At 64.9% G+C, this 16,548-nt stretch carries 17 protein-coding genes; 11 read left to right on the forward strand and 6 right to left on the reverse strand.

Features of this window, described 5'->3' with window-relative positions; genetic code table 11:
• Positions 1-4 precede the first annotated feature (4 nt).
• Positions 5-298 carry a GYD domain-containing protein gene (locus SLT36_RS11135; RefSeq protein WP_432287451.1) on the forward strand — a complete coding sequence of 98 codons (294 nt, stop codon included), beginning with the start codon at positions 5-7 and terminating at the stop codon, positions 296-298.
• 64 nt (positions 299-362) lie between these two features.
• Here the strand turns inward: SLT36_RS11135 and SLT36_RS11140 are convergent, their stop codons facing one another.
• On the reverse strand, positions 363-1,109 hold the full coding sequence (locus tag SLT36_RS11140; RefSeq protein ID WP_432287453.1) for a polysaccharide deacetylase family protein: 747 nt from the start codon (positions 1,107-1,109) through the stop codon (positions 363-365).
• Positions 1,110-1,298: 189 nt separating this feature from the next.
• Here SLT36_RS11140 and SLT36_RS11145 point away from each other — a divergent pair, with 189 nt between their 5' ends.
• From SLT36_RS11145 to SLT36_RS11180, 8 genes are all read left to right on the forward strand, one after another.
• Positions 1,299-1,964 (forward strand): class I SAM-dependent methyltransferase, encoded by a 666-nt coding sequence (locus SLT36_RS11145; protein WP_432287454.1) that lies wholly within the window; start codon positions 1,299-1,301, stop codon positions 1,962-1,964.
• Positions 1,965-2,019: 55 nt separating this feature from the next.
• Positions 2,020-2,364 carry a hypothetical protein gene (locus SLT36_RS11150; protein WP_432287455.1) on the forward strand — a complete coding sequence of 115 codons (345 nt, stop codon included), beginning with the start codon at positions 2,020-2,022 and terminating at the stop codon, positions 2,362-2,364.
• Positions 2,365-2,396: 32 nt separating this feature from the next.
• Positions 2,397-2,969, forward strand: a complete 573-nt coding sequence (locus SLT36_RS11155) for a helix-turn-helix domain-containing protein (RefSeq protein ID WP_432287456.1) — start codon at positions 2,397-2,399, stop codon at positions 2,967-2,969.
• Between the two features lie 6 nt (positions 2,970-2,975).
• Positions 2,976-3,503 carry a GNAT family N-acetyltransferase gene (locus SLT36_RS11160; protein ID WP_432287457.1) on the forward strand — a complete coding sequence of 176 codons (528 nt, stop codon included), beginning with the start codon at positions 2,976-2,978 and terminating at the stop codon, positions 3,501-3,503.
• A gap of 223 nt (positions 3,504-3,726) precedes the next feature.
• The gene (locus tag SLT36_RS11165; RefSeq protein WP_432287459.1) at positions 3,727-5,460 is read left to right on the forward strand and encodes a cation:proton antiporter; all 1,734 of its coding nucleotides are present in this window, start codon (positions 3,727-3,729) and stop codon (positions 5,458-5,460) included.
• 214 nt (positions 5,461-5,674) lie between these two features.
• Entirely contained in the window at positions 5,675-6,280 is a 606-nt protein-coding gene (locus SLT36_RS11170) for a TetR family transcriptional regulator (protein WP_432287460.1), read from the forward strand.
• A 57-nt stretch (positions 6,281-6,337) separates the two neighbouring features.
• The gene (locus SLT36_RS11175; RefSeq protein WP_432287462.1) at positions 6,338-7,477 is read left to right on the forward strand and encodes an efflux RND transporter periplasmic adaptor subunit; all 1,140 of its coding nucleotides are present in this window, start codon (positions 6,338-6,340) and stop codon (positions 7,475-7,477) included.
• A gap of 110 nt (positions 7,478-7,587) precedes the next feature.
• Positions 7,588-10,731, forward strand: a complete 3,144-nt coding sequence (locus SLT36_RS11180) for an efflux RND transporter permease subunit (protein WP_432287463.1) — start codon at positions 7,588-7,590, stop codon at positions 10,729-10,731.
• Between the two features lie 78 nt (positions 10,732-10,809).
• Here the strand turns inward: SLT36_RS11180 and SLT36_RS11185 are convergent, their stop codons facing one another.
• Positions 10,810-12,165, reverse strand: coding sequence for a serine hydrolase (locus SLT36_RS11185; RefSeq protein ID WP_432287465.1), 1,356 nt, complete (start codon positions 12,163-12,165; stop codon positions 10,810-10,812).
• An 87-nt stretch (positions 12,166-12,252) separates the two neighbouring features.
• On the reverse strand, positions 12,253-13,449 hold the full coding sequence (locus SLT36_RS11190; protein WP_432287467.1) for a diaminopropionate ammonia-lyase: 1,197 nt from the start codon (positions 13,447-13,449) through the stop codon (positions 12,253-12,255).
• 102 nt (positions 13,450-13,551) lie between these two features.
• On the opposite strand from SLT36_RS11190, the gene SLT36_RS11195 reads away from it, so the two are divergent.
• The gene (locus SLT36_RS11195; protein ID WP_432287468.1) at positions 13,552-14,034 is read left to right on the forward strand and encodes an Lrp/AsnC family transcriptional regulator; all 483 of its coding nucleotides are present in this window, start codon (positions 13,552-13,554) and stop codon (positions 14,032-14,034) included.
• Between the two features lie 136 nt (positions 14,035-14,170).
• Complete coding sequence (locus SLT36_RS11200) at positions 14,171-14,506, forward strand: hypothetical protein (RefSeq protein WP_432287470.1); 336 nt, start codon at positions 14,171-14,173, stop codon at positions 14,504-14,506.
• A 20-nt stretch (positions 14,507-14,526) separates the two neighbouring features.
• On the opposite strand, the gene SLT36_RS11205 is transcribed toward SLT36_RS11200, so the two are convergent.
• The 3 genes from SLT36_RS11205 to SLT36_RS11215 all read right to left on the reverse strand — a co-directional run bounded on the left by SLT36_RS11205 (position 14,527) and on the right by SLT36_RS11215 (position 16,347).
• On the reverse strand, positions 14,527-14,829 hold the full coding sequence (locus tag SLT36_RS11205; RefSeq protein WP_432287471.1) for a hypothetical protein: 303 nt from the start codon (positions 14,827-14,829) through the stop codon (positions 14,527-14,529).
• Between the two features lie 131 nt (positions 14,830-14,960).
• On the reverse strand, positions 14,961-15,941 hold the full coding sequence (gene dapA, locus SLT36_RS11210; RefSeq protein WP_432287473.1) for a 4-hydroxy-tetrahydrodipicolinate synthase: 981 nt from the start codon (positions 15,939-15,941) through the stop codon (positions 14,961-14,963).
• Positions 15,916-16,347, reverse strand: a complete 432-nt coding sequence (locus SLT36_RS11215; RefSeq protein WP_432287475.1) for a hypothetical protein — start codon at positions 16,345-16,347, stop codon at positions 15,916-15,918. Before SLT36_RS11215 ends, dapA begins: the two co-directional genes overlap by 26 nt.
• Positions 16,348-16,548: the final 201 nt, after the last annotated feature.

A 16,548-nucleotide genomic window follows, 5' to 3' on the forward strand; every position in this document is an offset into this window, starting at 1 on the left:
CAGCATGGCATATTATGTTTTCCTGACGAATTTCACGGATCAAGGTGTCAAGTCGGTACGGGAGACGACCAAACGGGCCGATGCCTTCCGGGCCATGGCCGACAGGGGCGGCGCCAAGGTTCACACGCTGTTGTGGACGCTTGGAAAGCATGACGTGGTGGCCATTGTCGAGGCGCCCGACGACCTGACGGTCACGGCGCTCAGCCTGTCCATTTCCGCGCTCGGTAATGTCAAGACACAGACACTCAAGGCCTTCGATGCCGCAGACATGAACAAGATCCTGGCCAAGATGGCCTGATCTTCCTTGCCGTCGCGGGGCGGGAGCCTTTCGGTTGACCGCTTCTGCCCGCTTCCGCCCCGCCCTAATTCAGCGGATCGTAATCGCGGGTGTGTCCGAAGCTGTAGCCGCGCTGCCTGAGCCCCTGGATGAGGGCGGTGAGATTGGCGGTGCCGTTGAAGGTGTCCTGGGACATCTCGTCATGCATCAACAGGACCAGCTTGTTCGGCCTGACGAAGCGGACCTTGCCTGTGAACATGTGGTCGATCTCGCTGACGAGCCTGGTGACGCTTTGCACCGGCTTGCCGGTGCCGTCATGGACCCATTCGTGATCCCAACCATAGAGCCAGAAGCCGGTGGCGGCGACGAACTCGTAGTCCGGTTCCTCGATGCCGATCTCGATGCGGTCGATCGAAAGGTCGTTGGTCGAGATGTTGGGCAGGCGAAAGACGTTGCGGCCGGGCAGCCGGGCATGGGTCGGCACGTCCAACCCGAGGACCGCATTGGCCCGCACCATGTCGGCGACGACACCTTCGGTGTCGGCATAGAACTTGCGATACCGGTTGAAGGCGTGGCTGTAGCTGTGGTTGCCCAAGGTGACCAGGGGCATGCTTTTGGCGCGGGCGACAAGCGCCTTGCTTTCCGGACTGGATTTGGCGTGCAGGCCGACCATGAACATGGTGGCGGGCACGTTTTCCGCCTGCAGCACATCGAGGATGTTGCCGGTGCCGTCGAGCGGGCCGTCGTCGAAGGTGAGATAGATCGTGCGGTCCGCCGCCTGTACCGGCGAGCAGGACAGGACAAGGGCGGCCAGCAACCAGAGGATGGTCATGCCCGGAGCGCCATGCCTTTTGCCTGCTGCTTTCAGCATCGTTCTGCCTGTGACTCGCAACCTCTCACCGGCGCTATCGGTACCCTGTGATTTCAGGGCGTGCAAAGGTGGGGTCTGGACCCACTGAATTCAGCGGTGCGGTGGCCGGTTGCGTGCTAGATGTCGCGGCAAGTTTGCCGGAGCTGGACATTGAACCATAAGGGCATGACGCAGCAGCCTGACATCGCCGATTTCATCGTCGCGAACATGCATGTCGTGGCGGTGCCTTCGGTTCCCGAAATCAGGCTTTACACCGCGCATCCGGCCAGCGGGCTTTGGCGGCTCGCGCCCGATGACGCCGGCGACGATGCGCCGCCGCCCTACTGGGCCTATCAATGGGCCGGCGGGCTGGTTCTGGCGCGACATTTTCTGGAGCGACCCGAGACGGTGAGGGGGCGGCGCGTGCTCGACCTTGGCGCCGGTTCGGGGTTGGTCGGCATCGCCGCTGGTATGGCGGGGGCAAGTTCCGTGCTGGCGGCCGAGGTGGACAGCAATGGCGTGGCCGCGATCGGGCTCAATGCGGCGCTGAACGGCGTCGACATCGTTGCCATCGGCGGTGACGTGACCGGCGGCCGGGTGCCCGAGGTGGATATCGTTGCGGTCGGCGACCTGTTCTACGACGCCGAACTGGGTGCGCGGGTGACCGCCTTTCTCGACCGCTGCGTCGACGCAGGCATCGAGGCGCTCGTCGGTGACCCCGGCCGGGCCCACCTTCCGCATGCACGGCTTCGACTGGTTGCCGAACATGCGGTGGCGGATGTCGGCACCGGCCAAACGGCCACGACTAAGCCGAGTGCGGTGTTTTCGTTCGGCTGAGGTCTCAGCCGATTCGACAGTCAGGATGCAGGGTCATTTGCCGAAGCTCCTGAGCATGCGGATCGTCAGGACCGTGGTCAGAACCGACCAGGCCGCACTGGCCGGCGGCCATGGCGGGGCTGTGCTGCGCGAGGCGGTGGACAAGGTGCTGGCCGATGTGCTGCGCCAGACGATGGGTGCCGGCCCCGCCGGCGGGCTGCCGCGCGAACTGGTGATCCAGCACATGGTGGCGACCTTCAACACGACCTTGCGCTGGTGGCGGGAACACCGACCTGCCATGGCGCCTGCCGAGGCCGACGCGCTATTCCGGCAGTTGCTCTTGCGCGGACTGCCAGCCGATGTCGCCACGCCGTTCATTGGTGCGGACGAACGGGTGGCAAAGTCGCTTTCCGGTGCTTGACTCCTTCTCCCTTGTGGGAATATTTCTCATATATGGAAAGTTCTCTCGCTGATGAGACTGGCATTGACCGGCGCATTGCCCAGCGGCTGCGCTCGCTCCGGGCCGAGCGCGGTTGGCCGCTGGATGAGCTGGCGCGGCGCAGCACTGTCAGCCGGGCAACCCTGTCGCGGCTGGAAAACGCCGAGGTCAGCCCGACGGCAAGCGTGCTCGGCAAGCTCTGCGCTGCCTACGGGCTGACAATGTCGCGGCTGATGCACATGGTGGAAGGCGAGTTTGCGCCGCTGGTGCGGCGTGAGGCGCAAACGGTTTGGTCGGACCCGGAGGTCGGTTTTCGCCGCCGCTCGATCTCGCCGCCGGCGCAGACGCTGGCCGGCGAGGCGCTGGAATGCGCGCTCGATGCGGCCGTCGCAATCACCTATGACGCGCCGCCGCGGCCGGGGCTCGAGCATCATCTGGTGCTGGTCGAGGGGCAGCTCACGGTGACTGTCGACGGCCGGGCGCATGAGCTCAGGCCCGGCGACTGCCTGCGATACCAACTGTTCGGTCCGAGCGCCTTCGCCACACCGGCGGAGACCGGCGCCAGGTATTTTCTGTTTGTCGTGTGAGGTTTCATGAGCGTGGCCATTTCGACATTTTCGGCCGAGGACATTTCGCATCATCTCGGCGAGCTCGGCGCGCTGCTGCATGCCTGTGTGCATGACGGGGCAAGCATCGGCTTCGTTTTGCCATACGCCCAGAGCGAGGCCGAGGCGTTCTGGCGCGACAAGGTGCTGCCGGGCGTGGGCGCTGGGATGCGCATCATGCTGGTGGCGCGCAAGGACGGGCGCATCGCCGGCACCGTGCAACTGGGCTGCGATACTATGCCCAACCAGCCGCACCGCGCCGACGTCAACAAGCTGATGGTGCATCCCGACCTCCGCCGCCAGGGCATCGCGCAGTTGCTGATGCGGGAACTGGAGGGGCGGGCGCGGGAATTGGGGCGCAGCCTGCTGACGCTCGACACGCGCACCGGCGACAGTGCGGAGCCGCTCTACACGGCACTGGGCTACCAGATGGTGGGTACAATCCCTGCCTATGCCCGCGATCCCTTCGGTAGCGACCGGCTTGATGCGACGACGGTGATGTACAAGCTGCTGTAGCAAGGAATCCGGAGGGCCCTGATGCTGCCGGAATAGGCAGGCTTCTGACGGCGCGGGTCGAAAGGTCCGATAGGCGCGGGCTCGGAAACCGATTCCGGAAATGCGGTTAAACCCCTGGCTGCCATATTCTTTCTTCGCATCCCTCGTTCCCGAGGGCATAAATGATCGGCGAGACTGACGTTGAGTCGGTCTCGGCACGCAAGCCGATCCGCCGGGGACGCATATGGGCGAGGACCTTCACAACATCTGGCTCAATGATGCGCTGGTGTTCCTGTTTGCGGCGGGTGTGCTGGTGCCGCTGATGCGGGTGGCGTGCATTCCGAGCGTGCTCGGCTTCCTGCTTGCCGGCCTGGCGCTTGGGCCGTTCGGCATGGGCGCGCTGGCCGAAAGCTGGCCGGTGCTCAGCCATTTCACCTTTGCCGATCCCGAGGCGGCGAAGCCGTTTGCCGAACTCGGCGTGCTGTTCCTGCTGTTTTTGCTCGGGCTCGAACTGTCCTTCGAGAAGCTGTGGTCGCTCCGGCGCCTGGTGGTTGGCGCGGGCGGGCTGCAGGCGCTGGCGAGCGTTGCAGGAATCACCGCCATTGCTGCGTTGTTCGGAGCCGAAAGCCGCGTCGCACTGGCGATCGGTCTTGCCCTGGCGCTGTCGTCGACGGCTATCGTCATGCAGACGCTGACCGAGCAGAAGCGCGTCGCCGGTCCCGTGGGGCGGGCCGCACTCGCGGTGCTGCTGTTCCAGGACATGCTGGTGGCGCCGATCCTGATCCTCATCGGCTTTCTCGGGCAGGGGCCTGACGCCAACCTGCTGCCGGCGCTGCTGGAGGCGCTGATCCAGGGCGGCATCGCCGTCGTCATCATCCTGCTGTTCGGGCGCTTCGTGCTCAAGGACGCGTTCCGACTGGCGGCGCGCGCCGGCGGCCGCGATTTCCTGATGGGGCTGACGCTGCTGGTCATCGTCGGCGGCGCGGTGTTCACGGCGGCTGCCGGCCTGTCCTTGGCGCTCGGCGCCTTCATGGCCGGGCTGCTGCTCGGCGAAACCGAGTTCAAGCACCAGGCCGAGGTCGACCTCGAACCCTTCAAGGGGCTGCTGCTCGGCCTGTTCTTCATGACTGTCGGCATCGGTCTCGACCTTGCGACGGTGTGGAGCGAGTTGCCGATCGTGCTGGCCGGGCTGGTGGCACTGCTGGTGGTCAAGGCGGCCATCGCTACCTTTGCCTGCCGCGCCTTCGGGCTGGAGCGGGGACGGGCTGTGGAGACCGGATTCCTGCTCGCGCCGGCAAGCGAGTTCGCTTTCGTGGTTGTTACGACGGCGGCGGCAGCCAATGTGCTGGACGCGCCAACGGCGACGCTGGTGACGGGCATTGCCGGTCTGTCGATGCTGGTGACGCCGCTGGTGGCGATGATCGGCCGGCGGATCGCCGCGCGGATCGATGCGAGGCAGCCGGTGGAGGTTTCGCCCGAGACCTATCCTGACCTCCGGGGGCATGTCGTCATCGCCGGTTTCGGGCGGGTCGGGCGCACCATCGCCCGCATCCTCGATGCCGAGGACACCGACATCGTCGCGCTCGAGCGCAATCCCGAGATCGTGGCGCGCGAGCGCAAGGCGGGCCGTAAGATCTATCTCGGTGACGCCGCGCGCCCCGAAATCCTGACCCATGCCGGTGCCGCGGGCGCGAGCCTGTTCATCGTCACCGTCGACGACGCCAGGGACGCGGCGGCGATGGTCAATGCCGTCCGGCAGATGCGCGGCGATGCGCCCGTGCTCGCCCGGGCCCAGGATGCCGCCCATGCGCGCCAGCTCTACGAGGCGGGCGCGGAATTCGTTATTCCCGACGCCGTCGAGGCGGGTTTGCAGCTGGCGGGACGGGCGCTTCTGGAGTTCGGCTACTCCAATGAAGTGCTGAACGACCGCATCGCGACCGAGCGCAGCGTCGAATACCAGCGCGCCGGGGCGGAGTAATCATCTGCTCGAAGATTGATTAAATTGGGCGGCGTAAGTGACGAAGCCAAAACGTTTTTCGCTCCCGCTGGCCGTCGCTCGCGGCGAAGGGGCAGCCGCGAGGCCGTGTCAGGAGGCTGCAATTTTTGCGGTGCAGCAGATTGACGCGAGATGAATTACGTTTTACGACTGACGAAATTCGAAAATCGTCAGCCGTAAAATCGAGCGACCCGAAATGAACGATGTAGCCGAAAGCCCCGTGGATCTGGCGCGACAGGAGACTGTCGGGCGCATCCTCGACTCCGCCGAGAAGCTGTTCCGGCACTACGGCTACACCAAGACCAATGTCGCCGATATCGCCCGCGACCTTGGCATGTCGCCGGCCAATATCTACCGCTTCTTCGCCTCCAAGGTGGAAATCCACCAGGCGATTTGCGGCCGCATGCTCGGCGCCGTCTACCAGATGGCCTGCCAGATCCTGCGCGCCGAGGGCAGCGCCACCGAGCGCCTGCGCGCCTTCATCTATGCCCAGCACCGGCTGACGGTCGAAACCATGCTCGACCAGGAAAAGGTGCATGAGATGGTCGTCGTCGCGCTGGAGCGCGACTGGCACGTCATCGAAAAGCATATCGACCGGCTGCACGACCTGATGGCCGAAGTCATCGCCCAGGGCATTGCCTCGGGCGAATTCTCCAAGCAGGACCCCCAGATTGCCGCGCGCTGCTTTGGCGCTGCGACAGCAACGCTGTGCCATCCGCAGATGGTGTCGCAATGCGTCAACAAGCCGAACCGCGCGACCTACGAGGAACTTACGGAATACGCCCTCAGGGCGCTGAAATAGCAGGGCGGCTTTAGGGCCGTCATCCCACATCCCGTCAGACAATCAGGAGTGCGAACGATGATTTCGTTCAAGACCTTCAATGCGAACCTGCGTCCTCTTGCCAGCCTGGCTCTGGTGTCGCTGCTTGGCGTTGGCCTTTCCGCCTGTTCCGAAGCGAAGACCGAAACGGTCGAAGCGATCCGCCCGGTCAAGGTGGTCGAGATCGCCAGCATGGGCACGACCCGTGAGCTCGACTATTCCGGCTCGGTGAAGGCGCGAACCGAGATGAATCTCGGCTTCCGCGTCGCCGGCAAGATCACCGAACGGGTGGTCAATATCGGCGACAAGGTGAAAACAGGCGACCTGCTCGCCCGCATCGACCCGACCGACTACCAGCTCGGCGTCAGCACGGCGGAAGCCAATCTGCACGCGGCGGAAAAGCAGGTCGAGACGGCTCGCCTGGCCGACGAACGCGCGACCCAGCTTTATGCCAAGAAGTTCGCCTCCAAAGCCCAGCGCGAACAGGCGGCACTCGCCTTTAGGCAGGCGTCGTCGCAGCGCGATGCCGCAGCCTCGTCGCTGGCGCAGGCGCGCAACCAGGTCGGCTATGCCGAGTTGCGCGCCGACCAGAGCGGCATCGTCACATCAGTCACCGCCGACACCGGACAGGTGGTCGGGGCCGGCACGCCTGTCGTTGCGGTCGCCGTCGACGGCGACAAGGAAGTGCAGATCGCCGTGCCTGAACTGGAGATCGCCCAGTTCCAGCCGGGCAAGCCGGTCAAGGTCAGCTTCTGGTCCGACGCCGGGCTGGTGCTCGACGGCAAGGTGCGCGAGGTCGCCGGCAGCGCCGACCCGCAATCCAGGACGTTTTCGGTGCGCGTCAGCCTGCCCGACGACAACAGGGTGCTTTTGGGCATGAGCGCGACGATCGAGGCGTCGGTCGAGAACGGCAAGGCGTTCGTCGCGGTCCCGCTCAGCGCGCTGGCCAAGCAGGGCGACAAGGACATCGTCTGGGTGATCAGCGGCGAACAGGTACATGCCCGCGACATCAAAGTGGCGGGCTTCGCCGACGCCGGCGTCCAGGTTGCCGACGGCCTGAAGCCGGGTGACTTGGTGGTGGCGGCCGGTACGCAGTTCATGGCCGAGAATCTGAGGGTCAAGGTGCCGACAGCAGAGCAGCGTGCGGCATCGAACGAAGCCACTGCGGCCGTCCGCTAAGACAGCATGAGGCGGCGGCCGACAGGGTCGCCGCGAACGCCATTCACATTTGAACCTGCGCATCTGCTGTGCCGGACACCGGACGCGTGCGCCTTATCGGAACCACGGCCATGGACAATTCCAGCCAGGACAAGCAGCCCTTCAACCTGTCGCGCTGGGCGATCGGGCACCCGAGCATCGCACGCTTCCTGTTCGGGCTGATCATCATCACCGGAGCGCTCGGCCTGATGCGCATGGGCCAGAGTGAAGACCCGGAATTCACCTTCCGCGTCATGGTGGTTCAGGCGGTGTGGCCAGGCGCCTCGATCGAGGAGATGCAGGACCAGGTCGTCAACAAGATCGAGCGCAAGCTGCAGGAAACGCCGCATCTCGACTGGGTGAAGTCCTACACCCGCGCCGGCAGCGCCATCATCACCGTGCAGGTCAAGGGCGACACCGATACAGCGCAGGTGAAGGATGCCTTCTACCAGGTGCGCAAGAAGGTCGGCGATATCTCGAGCGAGCTGCCGCAAGGCCTGCTCGGACCCTATTTCAACGACGAGTTTGGCGACACCTTCATCACGCTGCACTCGATCGCGGGCGAAGGCTACAGCTATCCCGAGCTCAAGGCGCTGGCGATCAAGGCGCGCGACATGCTGTTGACGACGCCCGGCGTCGAAAAGGCTGTCATCCTCGGCGACCAGCCGCAGCGCATCTATATCGACGTCTCGTCCAAGGCGCTGGCCGAACGCGGCCTGACGCTGAACGACGTGCGCAATACCATTGCCGGACAGAACAACATCGACCCGGCGGGTGCCGTCGACACCGGCACGCATTCCGTGCGCATCTCGGTCGAGGGCGACCTGTCGAAAACGGCCGACATCCGCGAGCTGCGCCTGCGCGCCGGCAGCCAGGTCACCCGCCTCGGCGACATCGCCACCGTCACCAGCGGGCTCGAGGATCCATACCAGCGCAAGTTCCGCTACAATGGCCAGGACAGCGTCCAGGTCGGCGTGGTGATGGCCAAGGGATTCAAGGTCACCGACGTCGGCAAGGCTGTCGACGAGACCTACAAGCGTTTCGAGGAATCGCTGCCTTACGGCGTGTCGGTCGACCAGATTTCCAACCAGCCGGAAGTGGTCAAGGAAGCCATCGGCGAGTTCATGACTGCGCTGGTCGAGGCGCTGCTGATCGTGCTTGTCGTGTCGTTCCTGTCGATCGGCTGGCGTTCAGGCCTGGTCATTGCGATCACCATTCCGCTGGTGCTCGCCGCCACCTTCGCCGTCATGTATCAGCTCGGTATCGACCTGCAGCGCATCTCGCTCGGCGCGCTGATCATCGCGCTCGGCCTGCTTGTCGACGACGCGATGATCGTCGTCGAGATGATGGAGCGAAAGCTCGAGGAGGGGCTGGTCAAGGTCGAGGCGGCGTCGTTCGCCTATTCCTCGACGGCGTTCCCGATGCTGACCGGAACGTTGATCACCACCGCGGGCTTCATCCCGGTCGGCTTCGCCGAATCCACGGCGGGCGAATATGTGCGCTCGCTGTTCTACGTGGTCGGCATCGCGCTTGTGATCTCTTGGTTCGTGGCGGTCTATTTCACGCCTTGGCTAGGCAACATGATCCTGAAGCAGCGCAAGCATGCCGGCAGCCATCACGATGCCTTCGACACCAACTTCTACCGCCGCTTGCGTGCGACGGTGAGCTGGGCGGTGCGCCGCCGCGTCATCGTGCTTGTCATGACGCTGGTGACCTTCTTCGGCTCCCTGTTTGCCTTCCAGTTCATCCCGCAGAACTTCTTCCCGCAGTCGTCACGACCGGAAATTCTTGTCGACCTGTGGCTGCCCGAGGGCACCAGCATCAAGGAGGTCGAAAAGCAGGCCGAGGCGCTGGAAAAGCGCATGATCGACGATCCCGACAAGAAGTTCATCGCCACCTATGTCGGCGAGGGCGCGCCGCGTTTCTTCCTGCCGCTCGACCAGCAGTTGCGCAACCCGAACTATGCCCAGCTCCTGATCATGGCCAATGACGAGCCGGCGCGCGAACGACTGATCACCAAGCTGCGCACCATCCTGGCCGAGGATTTCCCCTCGATCCGAGGCAAGGTCGACCGCCTGTTCCTCGGGCCGCCGACCGGCTGGCCGGTGCAACTGCGCGTGATGGGTCCGGACCGGGCCGAAGTGCGCCGCATCGCCGACGACGTGAAGGCGAAGTTCGCAGCGACCCCTGAACTCGGCGCCATCCATGACGATTGGCTGGAGCAGGTGCCCGGCATGAAGCTGGTGGTCGACCAGGACCGGGCGCGGGCGCTTGGCGTTTCCTCGCAGCGCATTCGCCAGATGCTGCAGGCAACCATGCAGGGCGCGCCGCTCGACAACTTCCGCGACGGCGAGGAGACGGTGTCGATCGTCGCCCGCGAGCCGGAGGCCAACCGTCATCTGCTGACGGCGGTCAACTCTGTCTACATCCCGACCGACTTCGGCGGCTTCGTACCGCTGTCGCAGGTGGCCAAGGTGGTGCCCGTGATGGAGCAGGGCATCGAATGGCGCCGCGACCGCCTGCCGACGATCACGGTCAGGGCGACGCTGCCCGACCACATCCAGCCGAACGACGTGGCGATGAAGCTCTATGCCGATCTCAAGCCGCTGCGCGACGGTCTGGCACCTGGCTACAAGGTCGAGATCCAGGGCGGCGCCGAGGATGCAGCCGAAAGCCAGGCCTCGATCGCCGCCAAGGCACCCGTCATGCTGCTGGTCATCGTGCTTCTGCTGATGGTGCAGCTGCAGCACTTCGGCAAGTCGATGCTGGTACTGGCGACCGGTCCACTCGGCATCATCGGGGCGGCCGCCGCACTGCTGATCTCGGGCGCTCCCTTCGGTTTCGTCGCCATCCTCGGCGTGATTGCACTGCTCGGCATCATCATCCGCAACTCGATCATCCTTGTCGACCAGATCGACCAGGACATCGCGGCGGGCATGGAGCGTTACGAGGCGATCGTGGGAGCCGCGGTGCGGCGCTTCCGACCGATCGTCCTGACGGCGATGACGGCGGTGCTGGCGCTGATCCCGATCTCGCGCGGCGTGTTCTGGGGGCCGCTGGCCTATGCGATGATGGGCGGCATCCTGGTGGCCACCGTGCTGACCATCCTGGTGCTGCCGGCCGGCTATGCGCTCTTCTTTGGCCGTGAGCCGAAGAAGAAGCCGGCCGAACCGCTGGCGGCGAAGGGCGATGACACCGCCACGGTGGTTCAGCACCCGGCGCTGGCGGCGGAATAGTCGCGCGCCAAGCGCTGAGCTTTCAACCGGCTCCTGCCGCATGCAGGGGCCGGTGTTCGTTTGGGCAGGCCGTCGTGGTTAGGGCGCCACCTTCGGCGCCCGCTGGTCGATACCGTTCTGGTGCAGCGTCATGCCGGTGGTACGGCCGTCGGCGCCGACGTCGAAGCTGAGCTGGGCGTTGACGACCTTGAGGAAGAACTGGCTGTCGTTCTCGGCAAAAATCTCGTGGCGGCCCTGGCCTGTCGCCTGGGCGAAAAGGCTTGAGCCTTCGCGGGTGATGGCGATCTCGAACTCCGGGGCCAGACTGTAGACGCCGACATAACGGTCGCAGATCATCGGATCGAGGGTGATGGCGATGCGTTCTATCGGCGGCTCTGCCAGCGAGTTCCTGCTGTCGAGCAGGTGCCGCCCGATATCATCGACACCAACTTCGGTCGAGGTGTTGGACAAGGCAACCACGCCGACACCCCTGGCCGGCATAAATCCGAGATAGGAACGATAGCCGCCGGTGCCGCCATTGTGCCAGACGATCTTGTCGTCGTCGCTGCCCGAGATGACCCAACCGAGCCCCGTCTCGTCGCCTTCGCCACCTGTCGGGCGTCGGATCGAAAGCGTTGTGGCGAGCGCGTCGCGGAGCGGCGAGGCGCGCTCGCCGACAAGCATCTCGAGGAAGTTCACCATGTCGTCCCCGGTCGACAGAAGCGCGCCGGCGCCGGCGAGCGTCGGCAGGTCCCAATTCAGCACCGGCATCAGCTCGGCGTCGTGGCCGTTGGCGAGGCGCGACTTCATGTAGACGGCCGGCGTATCGGCGGTGGAGCGCATGTTGAGTGGTGCAAGGATGCGCTCGCGCACCAGCGCGCCATAACTCAGACCGGCCCGGCGTGACAACGCATGGCCGAGCAGGCCCATTCCGAGATTGGAGTATTCGTACTGGCTGCCGATGGCGCGCGGCAGTTCGTAGGCCGACAGGAACGCATACATCTGATCGACGGAATAGTCGGCATACGGATTGTCGTCGTCGGCCGGTGCCATGTTTTCGGGCAGACGTGGCAGGCCGGAGGTGTGGGTGGCGAGGTCGGTCAGGGTGATCTCGCGGCCGTCGCGTGTCGGCATATGGACGGTGGCTGGCAGATGCATGGCGACCGGGTCGTCGAGCCCGACCTCGCCGCGCCCAGCCATCTCGGCGAGCAGCAGCGTGGTGAAGACCTTGGTGATCGAGCCGATCTCGAAGCCGGTGTCGGCGTCGACCGGGCGGGCGTAGAAGGCGCCGAAATTGCCATGCGAGACGATGACGCGGCCCTCCGGGCCGAAAGTGCCGACGACGATGCCGACGCTCTGGCGCTGCCGGTCGATGCGCTCAACGAGGATGCGCTTGATCTCGGCCGGGGATGGAAAGTGCGGGTTGGAGGAAACTGCCGCGGCAGAAAAGGTCATCTCGGACGTGCCCTCATATCAGACTGGATAATCGCTGATAGGCGGCGGACATTGCACTAGCATGGCGCGATGAAGCGCTGCCGCGCGTCACTTCCCCGCGATAGCAATATCTCCCGGCGTCAGGCCGACGAGCTCGCGGTAGCGGTCGGGGTCGGTGGCACCCTCGGTGATGACGAGCAGGACGCGCGAATGTGCGTCGAGGCCGATAGCCGCGCGCATGTCGGCGTCACGCGCGGCGACGAGCAGGCCTGCGAGGCCGGCGCCGCCGCTTTCGCCCGCGACCACCACGGGATCATGGCCGAAGGGGCGGGCAAGCAGGTTCATGACTTCAACGGCTGTCTCGTCCTCGACGGTCATGAAGGCATCGGCGACGCGCGACAGCACGCGCCAGGCGACCTGCGATGGCTCGTAGCATTCGAGCATCGCCATGACGGTCGGTTCGCCATGGGCGATCTTGACAGGTTTGCCTTGCCGCGCGGTCTCGAAGATGCAGGCGGCGCGGGCGGGATCGACGACGACGAAGGTCGGGCGCGCCTCGCCATAGCGGTTGGCGAGATAGCCGGCAGCGGCAGCGGCGATGCCGCCGACGCCGGCCTGGATGAAGACATGGGTCGGCGCTTCAGGCAGCTTTTCGAGGGCTTCGCGGAAGATCGCCGTGTAACCCTGCATGACAAGGCCCGGGATGCGCTCGTAGCCGGGCCAGGAGGTGTCGGAGACGACGGTCCAGCCATTGGCCTCGCAGACCCGCGCCGCCTCGGCGACGGAGTCGTCATAGGTGCCGGCGACGCGCTCCATCACAGCGCCGTAGCGGGCGATGGCCGCAACGCGCGCGTCGCTGACCCCGCCATGGACGAAGATCACCGAGCGCGCACCGACAAGCTGCGCCCCCTGCGCGACCGAGCGGCCGTGGTTGCCGTCGGTGGCGCAGCCGAAAGTCATGGCGGCGGAGATCTTTGCCACTTCGGGGCTGTGCAGTTCGGCGATGGCGACCGGACGGCCGAGCCGCGCTTCCGCCGCCTCCAGCACGAGGCGAATGACGGCATAGGCGCCGCCGAGCGCCTTGAAGCTGCCGAGGCCGAGGCGAAAACCCTCGTCCTTCAGATGGACGGCGCCGATGCCAAGTTCCCGGGCCAGCGCCGGCAGCGAGCGAAGCGGAGTCGGGCGATGGCTGGGCCGGTGCGACAGGAAGCGTTCGACCGTCTCGGCGGCTTCGATACCAAGCGTTTCCGCATCGACCGCTTCGAGCGGCTTGCGATAGTCGGCGTGCTGGTTGCGGATAAGCATGGGCGATATCTCCTCGATCGACGCATTTATATTGCACCGGTCATGAGAAGTGCGCTCTTATCCGGCCAGTTTTGTGCAAGTTTGTATCGCGGGGACAATGTCTTGAGGAATGTCGGCAAAGCTGTCGAGCTCGACGATTTCGACCTGAAGATCCTCGATATTCTGCAGCGCGACAATGCAACGCCGCAGCGCGAGATCGGCGAGGCGGTGCATTTGTCGGCGCCGGCGGTGCAGCGGCGCATCAAGCGTATGGAGGAGGGTGGCGTCATCGCGGCCAATGTCGCTGTCGTCGACCCCGACAAGGTCGGGCGGCCGATCACCATCATCGTCGAGATTTCCATCGAGAGCGAGCAGATCGGCCTGCTCGATGCCACCAAGGCAAGTTTTGGCGCGGCACCCGAGGTGCAGCAATGCTACTACGTGACTGGTGAGGCGGATTTTGTGCTGGTTGTGACGGTGGCCAGCATGGCCGAATATGAGGCGCTGACGCGGCGGCTTTTCTTTGCCAACCCCAACATCAAGAAATTCCGGACGCTTGTGGCGATGGATCGGGTCAAGGCCGGGCTGACGGTGCCCCTGGCATGAAAAAAAGGCCCGCCGAAGCGGGCCTGCCAGGTGCTGGGGATCGGCACTGGGAACGTGTTCTCTCCGCAACTCCGGACGCAGCGCCGCTGCGCACTCTCCATGGAACGCTGCCGGGCGAGGCCGGGATCAGTTCGAATTGGTGTTCGAATTGCTCGACGAGCTGGTGCTCGTCGAGGTGCTTGTCGAGGAATTGGTGCCCGAGTTGCTCTGGGAATCGCTGTCGCTGGTACAACTGCCGTTGGAGCAGCTCCTGGAGCGCGAACTGGACTTGCTCGTCGATTTCGAGACGGTGACCGACTTCCCGATCAGGATGAGACCGTTGCTGCGGGAGAGCGCTGCAGGCTCGGATACTGTAGGTGCCGTATTGGCAGCCGAAATGGCGATGCCGAGGATGCCTGCCGCGAGGGCGAATGCGCTGGGACTTGCCATGGCACGTGCTCCTTTTCCGCCTGCCGCCCGAAACGGGCGGTGATCGGGACATTTGAACACGGCTTAGACTGCCACGTGAATTCGCCCTTTGGAGCTACTGCTCCGGGGCTGGTGATGGCCGGCGCTGGTACCGTAACCGGCAAACGGGTCGAGATTGAGCGTGACTTCGCAAGGCGCGCAGAACACGGCGCCGGGCATGTGGTCGCTCTCGGCCAGGGCAAAGCGGACGGCCGCTTCCTTGTCGGCGAAGATACCGCCAACCTTGCCGAGTTCGTCGCTGACGACCCAGCGCCCCTGCGGGTCGCGGCCGACCATGAAGCGGTGGGCGTGGAGTGCCGGGTGGATGTCGCGAGCGAGAGTGCCCATTGTGATGTGCCTTTCCTGAAGTTCCCGTGGAGCGGCAGCACCGCGCATGTCGGGAGGTTCATTGCAGTTCATGATCTGATGTCCTCGCCATAGGAATTCGATTGGCGAGACGGCGCGGAGTCATTTGGATTTCATATATGCCGGCTGTTTGAGGCGATCCGGACTGCGGGGCGAACGGGACGGAGTGCAGGCGAGGGGCGCGCCTGCACGGCGAGAACCGACAGGGTATCGCGGAGCGCGGACACGGTAGCTGCCTCAGCCTCGACCAGCGGCAGGCGGACATCCGGCGCCATCCGGCCCATCAGGTGAAGCGCATGCTTGACCGGCACCGGGTTGATCTCCAGTTCGAGTGCCGCGATGAGCGGGCGCAGGCGGTTGTTGATGACGCGGGCGGCGTGCGGGTCGCCGTTGCGGCAGGCGTTATGCATGGCAGCGCACAGGCGCGGCGCGATGTTGGAAACCACCGAGATGGTGCCACTACCGCCCATGGTGTTGAAGCCGAAGGCGGTGGCGTCGTGGCCGGACAGCCAGACGAAGCGCTCGCCGAACCTTTGGGCGAACGCCATTGGGCGCGACAGGTCGCCGGTCGCATCCTTGAAGCCGACGATATTGGGGATGTCGGCCAGCCGCTCGATGGTGGCAGGTGTCAGGTCGACGCCGGTGCGGCCCGGCACGTTGTAGACGATGATAGGAGTGTCAACCTTGGCGGCGATGGTCTCGAAATGCCTGACGATGCCGGCCTGGCTCGGCCGGTTGTAATAGGGCGTGACGACCAGCACGGCATCGGCACCGAAATCGCGCGCCGCGGCGGTGAATGCGATCGTCGATTCGGTGCTGTTGGTACCAGTGCCCGGGATGACCGGAACGCGCCCGTTCGCCACTGTTACCGTCTTGCGGATCACCATGATGCGTTCATGCCAGGACAGCGTCGGGGCTTCGCCCGTGGTGCCGCAGGGAACGAGGCCGTTGATGCCTTCTGATATCTGCCAGTCGACAGAAGCTGCGAGGCTTTTCAGGTCGACTTCACCGTCCCTGAAAGGTGTGGGCAGCGCTGAAATGGCGCCGAAAAGGCGACCGCGAAGCTGGTCATTGTTCGTGGCGTTGGTGTTCATGGCTGGAAGATCCATCATGCTGGTGGGAAGGGGGGCGGTGGCGGTGCGCCACAGTCGGCTGCTGGAGGCTGGCCAGCAGTGACGCTAGAACGGCGGCGGCGAGATCGGTGTGTTCGGCCGTGGCGGTTCGACTGTTGCCGGCTGCGCCGCAGCGCACGGAACAGACCCAGTGTCCTCTCTGATGCCTGACGTTTCCGACCGATCTCGGCGGGTCGGCGCTCGCGGCAAGCGACAGCACCGCGTCGAGCAGCGCGTCGGCTTCCATCAGCGCCCTGAACTTGCGGCGCATCGTGCTGTCGAGGTCATCGAAGCCGAAAATTTCGGCGGCTGCCCAGACGTGGTGCTCGCGGAGGATCCTGACGTCGGCGACACGGTCGATCAGGGCTGCGATGGTTTCCGGCTTCATGACGGAAGAGATAGTCCTCCGCGCCATGTGAATTCGAGAGAGGGAAGCGGGCTGCTTTATATGAATCGCATAGGGACGAAGCGGCCTGTTGCCATATGCGGAAACGTATCGAAACGGCAGGCAGGCGTGCAACGAAGTTGCGCCAGCGTGCGCCAATGAGAGCGCAATTCTCGCCGCGTGCAGGCTAGAACGGCGTAGCTA

The organism is Aminobacter sp. BA135, from assembly GCF_050859125.1.
In the GTDB taxonomy this organism is placed as follows: Bacteria; Pseudomonadota; Alphaproteobacteria; order Rhizobiales; family Rhizobiaceae; genus Aminobacter; species Aminobacter ciceronei.